The sequence below is a fragment of the Bacillus sp. AFS077874 genome (assembly GCF_002566505.1).
Lineage (GTDB): Bacteria > Bacillota > Bacilli > Bacillales > Bacillaceae_G > Gottfriedia.
On sequence record NZ_NUYF01000005.1, the window covers coordinates 388991 to 402758 of the forward strand.

A 13768-nucleotide genomic window follows, 5' to 3' on the forward strand; every position below is an offset into this window, starting at 1 on the left:
TAAAAAATATTTTCCTAGTATCATTTTACGTTTTTCGACAAATTCGACAAAAAAACCTATTCCAAAAAGCTTGGAATAGGCCAAATTTTAATTATTTTCTTCTTTTTTATATCGAATGATCGTCTTTATTTCACCAGAATCATCTGTATCCATAACAAATGATCCATTACTATATTGATCACTATTTCTTAAATCAGTTGGGTCAACTGTCTCAAATTGTCCAGATTTACTTAATAAAGCAAACATATCATTTTCATTTATTGCGTATACCCCAATTAGCAAATGAGGATTATTTTTTAAATCTCGTAGTACTTTAACACCTCGGGAACCTCTAGAACTTTGAGAGATTGTATCGAGTTTCATTTTTTTAATTGCCCCTCGATGTGTTGCACAGAATATTTCTTTCACTTCATTACTAATTGTGTCTGCAGAAACAACAAAATCATGATCCTTTAAGTTAATTCCTTTAACTCCACCAGCTCTTAAGCCTTGAATACTAATCTCTTCAACAGTAAATAACAATGTATATCCTGAACTTGTAGCCAATAACACTTGATCAGTTTCTGAAGTGACACCAGCAAAAATTAAGGAATCATCAGATTTAATTGACATACCGACAAGTGGTTTAGAATATCGTTGTACTTTTAATTGCTGTATACTTGTACGCTTTACAACACCATTTTTAGTGACAAATAAAATATAATCTTTATTTTCTTCAAAATTATTTACGACCGTAGCAGAAAGAATTGCTTCATCTCGTTCAATAGGAATAATATTAGCAACATGTTGCCCCATATCTTTCCATCTGATATCCTGCATTTCATGAATTGGTAAATATAAATAGTTACCTTTTGATGTAAATAAAATTAGAGTATCCGTCGTTGTACTTTCTATTTGATAAATTAAACGGTCGCCTTCTTTCATACCGTAATCTTTACCATTCGATGCTGAATATGATCTTGGACTAGTTCGTTTAACATATCCTTCACTTGTAACGGTGACAACGACGTCTTCTTGAGCAATTATATCTTCTCTAGAAATTTTAATTTCTTCAATTTCTTCTTGAATGGTTGAACGTCTGTCGTCTGCATATTTTAACTTAATTTTCTTTAAGTCTGTTTTGATCACTGACAATAATTTTGCTTCACTGTTTAAAATTGCTTCTAGCTGTTTAATCTTTTTATCTAACTCATCTGCTTCTTCTTGTAATGCAGTAATATCAGTATTTGTTAAACGATATAACTGTAACATAACAATCGCTTCAGCTTGTAGTTCAGTAAACTCAAATTGAGCGATTAACTTATCTTTTGCATCGCGTTTATCATTTGCAGAACGGATTGTTGTAATCACTTCATCTAAAATTGATAAAGCCTTCATTAAACCTTCTACAACATGTTGGCGAGCTTTCGCTTTTCTTAAATCAAAATTTGAACGATTTGTAATGACTTCTTTTTGATGTTCAATATAAGCATCAAGAATTGCCGGTAATGACATCTGTTTTGGTGTACGATTATAAATCGCAACCATATTGAAGTTATAAGGTATTTGAAGCTCAGTATTTTTATATAAATAATTTAAAATCGCTTCGTTATTTGCATCTTTTTTCAGTTCAATGACAATACGTAGTCCTGTACGATCTGTTTCATCGCGTACTTCCGTAATGCCATCTACTTTTCGATCAAGACGAACCTCGTCCATTTTCTTTACTAAATTCGCTTTATTCACTTCTGAAGGAATTTCTGTAATAATTAATGCCTGTTTTCCACCACGTAAATCCTCGGTATGAACTCGGCTTCGAATAATGATTTTTCCTTTTCCTGTTTCATAAGCTTTTTTAATACCATCTACCCCTTGAATAATCCCTCCAGTAGCAAAATCAGGACCGTGGATTACGGTCATTAATTCATCTACTGAACAGTTTTTATTTTCAATGCGCATAATCGTCGCATCGATTACTTCTCCAAGGTGGTGCGAAGGTATTTCAGTTGCATATCCAGCAGAGATTCCAGTACTACCGTTAACTAATAAATTTGGAAACATTGATGGTAAAACAACTGGCTCCATACTCGTATCGTCAAAGTTGGGCACAAAATCAACTGTTTCTTTATCAATATCTCTCAATAGTTCACTTGCTATTGCTGATAACCTAGCTTCCGTATAACGCATAGCTGCAGGCGGGTCTCCATCAATACTACCGTTATTTCCATGCATTTGAACTAATACATTTCTTAATTTCCAATCTTGACTTAGTCGTACCATTGCATCATAAACAGAAGTATCACCATGAGGATGGTAATTACCAATTACATTTCCGACTGTTTTAGCAGATTTACGGTAAGGCTTGTCTTGCGTGTTTCCTTCAACGTGCATTGAATATAAAATACGGCGTTGAACTGGCTTTAATCCGTCACGAGCATCAGGTAATGCTCGTTCTTGAATAATATACTTACTATATCGACCAAAGCGGTCACCTATTATATCTTCTAAAGGGATATTATATAATTTTTCCGATGATTGCATCAGACATCGCTCCCTTCTGACTCTACTTCAACTTGCTCATTGTTTAAAATTTTATCCTCTTCATCTAAATCAAATACTACATTCGATTCAATCCACTTACGTCTAGGTTCAACTTTATCACCCATTAATGTAGTTACACGACGATCCGCTCTTGCGGCATCATCAATTTTCACACGAATAAGTGTTCTCGTTTCTGGATCCATCGTTGTATCCCAAAGTTGGTCAGCATTCATCTCACCAAGTCCTTTATAACGCTGAATCATATACCCTTTACCAACTTTTTTGATTGCATCTTGTAGATCTACCTCTGACCAAGCGTATTCGATTACTTCTTTTTTTCCAGTACCCTTACTTACTTTGAATAAAGGAGGTAAGGCAATATAAACTTTACCAGCTTCTACTAGTGGCTTCATATAGCGGTAAAAGAATGTTAATAAAAGTACTTGAATATGCGCTCCATCTGTATCAGCATCGGTCATAATAACGATTTTGTCATAGTTAACATCATCAATATCAAAATCACTACCTACTCCTGCACCAATCGCATGAATAATCGTATTAATCTCTTCATTTTTCATTATGTCAGCTAGTTTTGCCTTCTCGGTATTGATAACTTTACCACGTAAAGGCAAGATTGCTTGGAAACGTCGATCACGGCCTTGTTTCGCACTTCCACCAGCTGAATCACCCTCAACTAGGTATAATTCATTTTTCTGTGGGTTACGTGACTGTGCAGGTGTGAGCTTACCGCTTAATGAAGTTTCTGAACGCTTTCTCTTTTTACCACTTCTTGCTTCCTCACGTGCTTTTCTTGCAGCTTCTCTAGCTTGATAAGCTTTTATAGATTTCTTTACTAATGAAGTTGCAATGTCTGGATTTTCTTCCAGAAAATAAGCTAATTGATCCGAAACTACTGAGTCAACAGCTGATCTTGCTTCACTAGTACCTAATTTACCTTTTGTTTGTCCTTCAAATTGAAGCAGTTCTTCAGGAATTCGTACAGAAACAATTGCAGCTAATCCCTCACGAATATCCGCTCCATCTAGATTTTTATCTTTTTCTTTTAAAAGACTTACTTTTCTTGCATATTCATTAAATGCTCTTGTTAAAGCGGTTTTTGCACCAACTTCGTGCGTACCACCATCTTTTGTACGAACATTATTTACGAAAGAAAGCATCGTTTCCGAATATCCATCATTAAATTGGAACGAAAATTCAACCTCAATTTTATTTTGTAATCCGTCAAAGAATACAACAGGATGTAATGCTTCTTTTTCTTCGTTTAAATACGATACAAATGCTTCGATACCGTTTTCATAATAAAACTCTTCAAACGCATCATGTCGTTCATCTTTAATTGTAATTTTTAAACCTTTTAATAAAAATGCTGACTCTCTAAGTCTTTCACATAAAGTATCAAAGTTAAAATTTGTCGTGCTAAAAATAGTTGGATCTGGTTTAAAATGGATCGTCGTACCAGTTCGTCTTGTCTTACCAATGATTTCTAATGAAGTTACTGCTTTACCTCCATCTTCAAAACGTTGCTTGTAAATTGTTCCTTCACGGTGAATTTCAACTGTTAACCATTCTGATAAAGCATTTACTACTGATGCACCAACACCATGTAGACCACCACTTGTTTTGTAGCCGCCTTGTCCAAATTTACCACCTGCGTGTAATACAGTTAAAATAATTTCTGGAGTTGGTTTTCCCATTTTGTGCATTCCAGTAGGCATCCCACGACCATGGTCTTTTACGCTTAAGCTATTATCTTTATGAATAACCACATCTATTTGAGTCCCGTGACCAGCTAATGCTTCATCTACAGAGTTATCTACGATTTCATAAACTAAATGGTGCAGACCTCTACTATCTGTGCTGCCAATATACATTCCAGGTCGTTTACGTACAGCTTCTAAACCTTCTAGTACCTGTATCGCATCTTCGTTATATGTTGTTTCATTCTTTGCCAACACCATTTCTCCTTTCTAACTAAACACTTACATAAGAACATTTGTTCCATTATATCATATTATAAATAAAATGTTTCTTCTAATCGTTCATGTTAATGGTTTTTTTCCTAACTTACAAGTCGAACATGAAAAAAAAAATCGGACAAGTTCATAAAGAGCTGGATTTTTGTATCAAGAAAATGCAGGTTTAAAGTTGAAAATTGATAAATTAACTTACAAATTCAATTTTAAAGTTAATGCAAACTGGCATTTTAATTGCTAATCTATTTTGATGTACATCAGTACAATTTCTCGATTACCCTAATGTTCTTATTCCCTACTCGATCTTCCGTTAAAAAAACTCACTGATTAACAGTGAGCCAGATTTAAAAATTTAAAAATTTAATTTACAGACTGATTGAAAGCGCTTGATTTTTGAAGCACGAAGGCAAGTTTTGACGCAAGTTACCGCTAAGCGGTAATGAGCACCGTAGCCAGGCAACACAACGAAGAAAACGAGCGTCTGGATGGCCAGTCTGAAACAGTGAGCTTTTTTAACGGCCTATCTTGTCATTGCATGCTCAACTTTAATACAACGATCCATAATGACTGTTTTACCATTTTCCTTTAACAATTGATATGCTTCTTCGTTTTCAATTCCAAGCTGTGCAAAGAAAACATCGCAATCAATTTTAAGAAACTCTTGTGCTACAGGTAATAGGTGTTCAGGTCTTCTAAATACATTTACAATATCAACTTTTTCATTTATTTCGGTTAAACTCGCTACTGCTTTTTCTCCTAATACCGTATCAACTGTTGGGTTTACTGGAATAATTTTATATCCAGCATCTTGCATTGCCTTGCTTACCATATAAGACGTTTTAGACGGGTCTTTTGATAATCCAACAACTGCAATTACTTTACTTGATTTTAAAATCTTGCCAATTTCTTCTCTTGATGGGTATCTACTCATTTGCTAATCACCCTTTCTTTCTGTATAAATAAGCGCTTCAAACTGTTAAAAACGCTCGCTTTCTTCGTTGCTTCGTCTTACTGCGGTGCTAATTACCTGTCTAGGTAACTCCGCTCCTCATCAGCCTTCGCGCCTCGAAAGACAAGCGTTTTCAATCAGTTTAAAAAATCAAATATATGTTACACTAAACTTTTCGCTTATTTATTATTCTTTTATCATATTTCCTAAGTCAATGGCCTGTCAAATCATTGACTAGAAGCTAATGTTAAAGTTGAATTAGTTAATTTACCATCACGGTAATAAGTAATTTTTAATTTATCTCCAACTTTTTTGTGTGAATATAGGTATTCTCTTACAGTAATTACGTCACTTACTGGTTTGTCATCAAGTGCAACGATAACGTCTAATTGTTTCATTCCAACTTTAGCAGCAGGAGTATTTGGATCAACATGTGTAACAACTGCACCTTTTGTCACTGAACCAGGTAATTTTAATGTTTCTTCGATATTAAATTGCGGTATTTCATCAAGTGATTTTAAGCCTACACCCATTACAGGTCGAGTCACTTCACCAAATTTTTCGATCTGATCTAAAGCTGGTTTTGCAATATTCATTGGGATCGCAAATCCAATTCCTTCAACAGCTTGTTCAGCAATTTTACTTGAATTAATCCCGATTACTTCACCTTTTGCGTTGATTAAAGCACCACCACTATTTCCTGGATTAATCGCAGCATCTGTTTGGATTACTTGAGTTTGGTAATCTGCAACGCCATCTCCATCGATATCCTGTGGTATTTCACGTGCTTTACTACTTACAATACCTTCAGTTACAGTACTTTCTAAAAATCCAAGTGGATTTCCAATAGCAATAGCAGTTTCACCTACGTTAATTTTTTCTGAATCACCTAATTTAGCGATATTCGTAACATATTTTGCATCAATTGCTACAACAGCTAAATCTAATAATTCATCTGTTCCAACAAGTTTAGCATCAATTAATTGACCATCTGCCATTTTTACTTTTAATTGCTTTGCACCAGCAACAACATGGTTATTTGTCGCTACTAAAGCTTTATTTCCTACTTTTTTATAAACTACACCTGAACCAGATCCAGCTTCTTGCGTTTCCATTGAAAATGGATTGGATGATTGATAGTTATTAACTCCTACTACAAATTTGCGAGCATTTTGGATCGTAGTTGTTAAATCTTCGCGTGATACATTAATAACTTGAGTTGGTACAGTATTCGTATCATTTGATAAGTTTGCATTTTTATTTGTTAAGTTAAAAATATCCGGGGATACGATTGAGATCGTTACAGCTCCAATGATCGCTCCAATAAAGCCTGTAACAAGTGGATACCCTCCACGTCTACTCCTCTTTTGTCTTTTATGATTATTTTCATCGTATAAATCTGTTTCATCATAATATCCCATAATTCATTCCTCCAATATGTAGGTATCTTTGATTGATATTAATTTAACCCACTCATGTGTATTTGCTGTGAACTTTTTGATTTAATTCAAATATTTTTTCAAATTAAAAATAAATTCAACTCCATCTTCCTTATTATGAACTTTTATAGTTGAATGATGTAAGTCAAGGATTGTTTTTACGATTGCTAAACCTAATCCTGTTCCACCATTTTGTCTATTTCTAGATTCATCAATTCGATAGAAGCGATCCCAAATTTTATCAATTTTATCAGCAGGGATTGGATTACCTTCATTAAAAATAGAAATATTTACATAATCCCCTTCATCTAATAAATTCATTTTTATGACACTACCTGGGTTTCCATAATGGATAGCATTTGAAAGGATATTAATGATCACTTGTTCTATTTTTCTTTTTTCACCTAATACGAGCGTATCCTCATCTAGATTAAAATTGAAATGACAATGAATACTACTATTTTCAAACATGCGAATAATCACATTTTCTATGCAATCCACAATTAAGAAAGGTTCACTTTTAAGTGTGTATGTTCCTGATTGAAGTTTGGAAAGTTCAAGCATATCGACAACTAACCCGTTCATCCGATCAACTTCTTCAAGGATTACATCTGCATAATAACCATTTTTTTCAATATTTAATCCATCTTTTAAACCTTCTGCATAACTTTGCACGATACTCAGTGGCGTTTTTAGCTCATGGGATACTCCACTTATAAACTCTTTTCTTATTTGTTCTAACTGCTTTTCTTTTTCAATATCCTTCATTAATTTAACATTTGCCTGCTGTAAATTTTCAATCGTACTAGCTAAATTCTCGGATAATGAATTAATTGATTTGGATAATTGTCCAATTTCATCATCGGATTGAATATCGATTTTCTCGTTAAAGTTTAACTTGGCTAATTGATCTGTTACCGAATTCATTTTCAATAATGGCTTCGTAATCAATTTCGAATAGTAAAAAGAAACAATCACAATCAACAATAAAGCAATAATAAAAGCGTAAATATAAAAATCTTTTAAAACGTACATTGCTTCATTTACTGGTTGTAGTGATGTAATCGCAAAAATAACTTCTTTTGAACCTTTATTAGTATTAATTGGGTAAATAAAAACTTTATTTTCTAATCCATTTGCTCGGTCTAAGTAGCGATAAATTAATGGGAAATCCTCCTCAGTATAGTTAGAAAAATCTTCATTAGTCTTTGTCCAATCAGTTATCGCACCCATTAATGAGTTCATTTGAGCAGAATATGTATATTGATTTGCAATTGGTAAATGTAAATTAACAACTTTCCCTTTAATTTCAATATTCACCATTTCCTGAAGACTATCTTTAGATGACAATTGAACCGTGTTAGACGGTTGATTTTCCTCTTGCCATACACCCATATTCGTTTTTATATAGAGTGGAATAAAATAATCATCTTGAACATAACCTCGGATTGTAATCCTTGAATTTTCTTTAATATTAAGACCTAAAATACTCTCTATTTGATCCGAATATAATAGATTATTTAAAGGTACATATACCTTTTTTCCTTCATTCGTAAGAACCGTTAAATCAAAATTATTCTCAGCTTTTAATACCCCTCTTTTATCTAAAACTGCTAAAGTTGTATTGTATTTGGAATATAGTTTGGATAATTCTTGTTGAAACTGATTGTTGTTAAATTTACCCGCTTTATACCCTTTAGCAAATTGTGTTAGTTCTTCTGTTACAATATTTACTTTCTTATTGGTATAAAAAGATTGCATAAAAATTGATTGACCAACAAATACAATTAATAAAAATATAACTAATAATAACGTTATGGATAAAAAAAGTTTACGGACTATACTATTTTTCATCTTCTACTCCTCAAACTTATAGCCTACTCTAATAACTGTTGCTATATGCTTTGCTTTGTCTCCCAATTTATGTCTAAGTTTCTTTATATGTGTATCAACTGTTCTACCATCCCCAAAATAATCAAAGCCCCAAATATTATTTAATAATTGATCTCTTGTTAATACGATGCCTTTATTATCAATTAAATAACATAATAATTCGAACTCTTTGTTCGTAAGTTGTAATAATTCATTATTAATTGAAGCTGTCCTTGACGAGGTATTGATTGTAATTCCACAAATCGTTTTCGATTCTTTATCGTCTTCTTTTAAATCAGCCGTTCTTCTAAGTACACTTTTTGCTTTTGCTACTAGAATTTTAGGACTAAATGGCTTTGTCACATATTCATCTGTTCCAATATCAAAACCAAGTAATTGATCTTCTTCTTCTGAACGAGCAGTAGTCATAATGATTGGTATACTTGATTGCTCTCTAATTAGCTTACAAACTTCCCATCCATCTAATTTCGGTAGCATTAAATCTAGAATAATTAAATCTACTTGATTTTCGTTAAATTTCTTTATGCCTTGTTCTCCATCTTCTGCTTCGATTACTGTAAACTGATCGTTTTCAAAATACTCTTTTACGATTTCTCTTAATCTTTTTTCATCTTCAATAATTAAAACTGTCGGGTTCATATTTTTTCCTTCCATTAAAATTGATAGATATAAGAACTTTTACCTAAAATAAAATGTCCTTTGTTTCCTCATTTGAATTAATATTCTAAAGCAACTATCTATATATTCGCTTAAAATTGTGATAAAATTATATGATACTGCACTAATTTATTATTGTTTGAAAAGGAGCTAGAAAATGAGTTTGGTCATTATTGTACTAGCCTATTTAATCGGATCTGTACCATTCGGTTTAGTAGTTGGAAAAATATTTTACGGAGTAGATATCCGTCAACACGGTAGTGGAAATCTTGGTGCGACAAATACATTCCGCACATTAGGTAAAAAAGCAGGTATTATAGTAACACTTGGAGATATTTTAAAAGGAACACTAGCAGCTTCATTACCTGTATTATTCCATTATCATGGGATTCACCCTTTAATTATCGGTCTAGTTGCTGTTATTGGTCATATGTATCCAATATTTGCCGGTTTTAGAGGTGGTAAAGCGGTAGCAACCTCTGCAGGAATCTTATTATATGCATCGCCACTACTTTTTGTCTGCTTAATTATTATCTTCGCAATTAGTTTAAAAACAACAAAATACGTTTCACTTTCGTCAATGTTAACAGCTTTTTTAGGTACAATTTTAGCTTTTATAATGGAATACACTGGACTAATTAAAGACAATGGGTACATAATAACTTATATTTTGATCGTACTATCAATCTTTGTCGTATATAAACATCGTCCAAATATAAAAAGAATTAAAGACAAAACAGAACCAAAAGTAAAATTTTAAAAGCAAGATTAGCTAAAGATTAGAGATTGAAGATTAATGTCTTCCCTCTCTAATCTTTTATTTATTCATGCTCTTTTTACTTCTTCGATCCCTTTAATCTTGCCCCATCGCCTTCTCATATGCTTCATACCAGTCAGGGAACATTTTCTTAAATTTAATCGGTCTAAATGTATCTTTATGAACAAGGACATGTGTTGAATTTCCTATGCAGCAAATATCGCCTTCTTCATTCATTATTTCATATTCATAAATCACTTTAAGTGGTGTAAGTGTTTTTATTTTTGTTTTTACTTTAGCTGTTTGTCCATATCGTAGACTTTTCTTGTATGAAACATTCAAATCGATCACTGGAGAAATGACACCCTGTGATTCCATTTCTGCATAATTAAAGCCCAAATCTTTTATTAATTGAGTACGTCCAATTTCAAACCACACTAAATAATTTGCATGGTACACAACACCCATTGCATCTGTTTCTGCATATCTTACTTCAACTAATTTTTCTGAAATAAACATAAAGTCACCTCTTATTCTTCTACAGAATACTTTACCAAAAAATTAATAATTGTTCTATTTTTTAACTTTCCCTAAATGTTATAATTTTCTTATAATAGTCTAATGATTTTCTAACATTAGAAATTAGGAGGTCGATCTTCTTGAAGGTTCTAGTGGGCTCAATCTTAATCATCCTACTTTTTTTATTCGGAGTATGGCTTCTTATTTCTCCAACATTTGAAAAAATTGGAGAGAAATCAGCTAAAGTAAAAAATATTTTAAAGGATAAGGAGGACAAAAATAATGGAAATTCGTCCAAATGAAAAAAGGAATTCGTTTTTCAATCCTAAACTAATTGGTGGGATTATCGCGGGTATTGCACTAATCTTAATCGCAACAATTCCAACATTATTTATTGAAAAAATAACACCTGGTTATGTAGGAGTTGTCTATTCACCAAATGGAGGAATACAGAAAAACACATTATCACAAGGTTGGAATTTCGTTGGATTATTCGATAAAGTTACCGAATATCCTGTCCGTCTTCGTACTGTAGAATATAAAGACGTTGCATTAGCTACTTCAGACGGTAAAAGAATTGAAATGGATTTATCATATACATATAAAATTGATCCTACTAAAGTAGTCTCCATGTTTAACGAGTTTGGACCTGTGTCGATCGAAGAAATTGAGGATACCTATTTAAAGAAACGGTTACAAGATGCAGCTCGAATTGCCGTATCAAAATACACAGTTTTACAATTATACGGTGAGAAATCAAGTAATGCCTCAGCTGATATTGAAACAATTTATAAAGACGATGTAAAAGTACTTGGTTTCTTTGTTGAAAATTTAACGCTAGGAACGCCAAAACCAGATGCAAAAACGCAGGATGCAATTGATGCACGTGTTCAAGCTGCCCAAGAAAATGATCGTAAAAAAATCGAACTAGAAACAGCTAAAATTGAAGCAGAAAAGAAAAAAGTAGAAGCTAAGGCTGATGCTGATTCACAACTAATCCGAGCACAAGGTCAAGCAAAAGCGAACCAAGTAATCCAACAAACGTTAACTAATGAATTAATTGAATACAAAAAAGCAGAGAAATGGGATGGAAAACTCCCAACTGTCTCAGGCAGTAACTCAAATATCATTCAATTCCCGCTTGATCCAAATAGCGATAAAGAATCAAAAAAATAAATATTTCTCCTAAAAACCTAGCTTTTAGCTAGGTTTCATTGCGTATACGAAAATCCTTAAAACTTGATTTTAGACTGATTGCAAGCGNNAGCAACGAAGAAAGCGAGCGTTTGGCGGGCAGTCAAAACTTAGCTTTTGGCTAGGTTTTTTATGTTCAAAATCAATTTCAATTTGCTTTTCCACCTAATCTCTTCTAATCCAAACTCTTTGGCATATATTTAATAGAGACGAATATCTACGTTTAATGAAAGGAGATAAACTTGATGCAAATTCATGTTGTAAAAAGTGGAGAAACAGTAATGAGTATTGCAGATTTTTATGGAGTTGAACGCCAAGCACTCATTAATTCAAATGCTCTTGTAGCTCCTTATAAAATAATAAAAGGTCAATCGCTTGTTGTACCAACTACAGGAAACGAATATTTTGTTCAACCCGGTGATAACTTATATGATTTAGCTTTAACGTATGGTGTAACATCAAGTCAAATCGCAACTTTAAGTGGAATTAGTCCATATGCTTCATTAAATGTCGGCCAAAAGCTACATCTTCCACCACGGAAAAAAAGAAATATCGAATCAATTGGCTATTTACAACCTACTTCAAACCCAATTAAACCAGCTCTTGAAGAATCGGCTCGAACAGAAAGTAAGTTTTTAACCTATTTAGCACATTTTAGCTTTGATGCAAAAAGAGATGGCACACTATCAGAACCGCCGCTTGGAAACATTCCTCAAATCGCAAAGGATAATCGCTGTATTTATATGATGGTTGTCTCTAATCTAGAAAATGGACAGTTTTCAACATCTCTAGCAACCGATATATTACAAAGTCCAGCAGTTCAAGATAAACTGATAAATACCATTATTAGTACTGCTAATAAATATGGATTTAGAGAAGTAAATATAGACTTTGAAGACGTTGCTTCAACTGATCGTGTAGCTTATATTAATTTTTTAAATAAAGTAAAATCAAGGCTACCTCAAGGATTCATATTGAGCGCTACTTTAATACCAAAAACAAGTTCACACCAAAAAGGTAGATTTTACGAAGCTCATGATTATGCTAATATAGGTAAAGTTGTCGACTTTGTTGTAATCATGACATATGATTGGGGCTGGCAAGGCGGTCCTCCTATGGCCGTATCACCGATTGATCAAGTTCGTAAAGTAATCAACTATGCGAAAACTGTCATTCCTGTACCAAAAATTGTAATGGGTCAAAATTTATATGGATTTGACTGGAAAGTTCCATTTAAACAAGGTACGATGGCTAAAGCATTAAGTGCAGAAGCTGCTACAAATTTAGCAATTCAAATGACAAACGAAATCCTTTTTGATAACAAAGCAAAAGCACCTCATTTCCGATATACAGAATCAAATGGTCAAAAACATGAAGTTTGGTTCGAAGATGCAAGATCAATTCAAGCCAAGTTTAACTTGATAAAAGAAGAGAATATACGAGGGATATCGTATTGGAAATTAGGATTACCTTTTATTCAAAATTGGGAGCTTCTTGAAGCTAATTTTAATGTAGTTAAAAGAGCATAAAGAAAAGCTAGGTATTTATGAGGCTAACTCAAAATACCTAGCTTATTTTTTAATCAGTCATTCGTATTATTAAATGCTTGTTCGTCTTTTAGTTCACTTTCTAATGCTGCTATAGCTTCCTCGCGACGTTGATTTTTAGCTAATGCATTTTGACGATCTTGTTCATTTCCGAATTTCATTGAAGCTTCTGCTTCGTTAATATTTTCCCTCGTATTGTTTATATTATCTTGAATTTTTCTTGCATTATCACTACGATCATCTGGCTTTGGTGTATTTGTATATTCCATCATAAATCACTCCAATTCAAAATTTGTTTT

Annotated in this window: 12 protein-coding genes; 4 read left to right on the forward strand and 8 right to left on the reverse strand. The window is 33.1% G+C overall.

The features are described from left to right. Window positions 1-87: 87 nt before the first annotated feature. The 6 genes from parC to COJ46_RS03645 all read right to left on the reverse strand — a co-directional run bounded on the left by parC (window position 88) and on the right by COJ46_RS03645 (window position 9434). Window positions 88-2520 (reverse strand): DNA topoisomerase IV subunit A, encoded by a 2433-nt coding sequence (parC, locus tag COJ46_RS03620; protein WP_097977809.1) that lies wholly within the window; start codon window positions 2518-2520, stop codon window positions 88-90. Further along, window positions 2520-4493: a DNA topoisomerase IV subunit B gene (gene parE / locus COJ46_RS03625; RefSeq protein WP_097977810.1), complete on the reverse strand. Its 1974-nt coding sequence runs from the start codon at window positions 4491-4493 to the stop codon at window positions 2520-2522. The genes parC and parE overlap by 1 nt, the downstream gene beginning before the upstream one ends. Window positions 4494-5034: 541 nt before the next feature. Then, complete coding sequence (locus COJ46_RS03630) at window positions 5035-5445, reverse strand: CoA-binding protein (RefSeq protein WP_098565697.1); 411 nt, start codon at window positions 5443-5445, stop codon at window positions 5035-5037. A 245-nt stretch (window positions 5446-5690) separates the two neighbouring features. Then, complete coding sequence (locus COJ46_RS03635) at window positions 5691-6884, reverse strand: S1C family serine protease (protein ID WP_097977814.1); 1194 nt, start codon at window positions 6882-6884, stop codon at window positions 5691-5693. 81 nt (window positions 6885-6965) lie between these two features. Further along, window positions 6966-8756: a sensor histidine kinase gene (locus COJ46_RS03640; RefSeq protein WP_098565698.1), complete on the reverse strand. Its 1791-nt coding sequence runs from the start codon at window positions 8754-8756 to the stop codon at window positions 6966-6968. Window positions 8757-8759: 3 nt separating this feature from the next. Next, window positions 8760-9434: a response regulator transcription factor gene (locus COJ46_RS03645; RefSeq protein WP_069032377.1), complete on the reverse strand. Its 675-nt coding sequence runs from the start codon at window positions 9432-9434 to the stop codon at window positions 8760-8762. Between the two features lie 175 nt (window positions 9435-9609). Between COJ46_RS03645 and plsY the strand changes: the two genes are divergently transcribed. Beyond that, window positions 9610-10212: a glycerol-3-phosphate 1-O-acyltransferase PlsY gene (plsY, locus tag COJ46_RS03650; protein WP_098565699.1), complete on the forward strand. Its 603-nt coding sequence runs from the start codon at window positions 9610-9612 to the stop codon at window positions 10210-10212. A gap of 93 nt (window positions 10213-10305) precedes the next feature. Here the strand turns inward: plsY and COJ46_RS03655 are convergent, their stop codons facing one another. Then, window positions 10306-10728: an acyl-CoA thioesterase gene (locus COJ46_RS03655; RefSeq protein WP_097977818.1), complete on the reverse strand. Its 423-nt coding sequence runs from the start codon at window positions 10726-10728 to the stop codon at window positions 10306-10308. 140 nt (window positions 10729-10868) lie between these two features. Between COJ46_RS03655 and COJ46_RS24350 the strand changes: the two genes are divergently transcribed. The 3 genes from COJ46_RS24350 to COJ46_RS03665 all read left to right on the forward strand — a co-directional run bounded on the left by COJ46_RS24350 (window position 10869) and on the right by COJ46_RS03665 (window position 13451). Further along, window positions 10869-11030 (forward strand): hypothetical protein, encoded by a 162-nt coding sequence (locus tag COJ46_RS24350; RefSeq protein WP_176522604.1) that lies wholly within the window; start codon window positions 10869-10871, stop codon window positions 11028-11030. Beyond that, complete coding sequence (locus COJ46_RS03660) at window positions 11011-11904, forward strand: prohibitin family protein (RefSeq protein WP_098565700.1); 894 nt, start codon at window positions 11011-11013, stop codon at window positions 11902-11904. The genes COJ46_RS24350 and COJ46_RS03660 overlap by 20 nt, the downstream gene beginning before the upstream one ends. A 260-nt stretch (window positions 11905-12164) precedes the next feature. Beyond that, on the forward strand, window positions 12165-13451 hold the full coding sequence (locus COJ46_RS03665; RefSeq protein WP_098565701.1) for a glycosyl hydrolase family 18 protein: 1287 nt from the start codon (window positions 12165-12167) through the stop codon (window positions 13449-13451). Between the two features lie 53 nt (window positions 13452-13504). Here the strand turns inward: COJ46_RS03665 and tlp are convergent, their stop codons facing one another. Continuing rightward, window positions 13505-13738 (reverse strand): small acid-soluble spore protein Tlp, encoded by a 234-nt coding sequence (gene tlp, locus COJ46_RS03670; RefSeq protein ID WP_069032372.1) that lies wholly within the window; start codon window positions 13736-13738, stop codon window positions 13505-13507. Window positions 13739-13768: the final 30 nt, after the last annotated feature.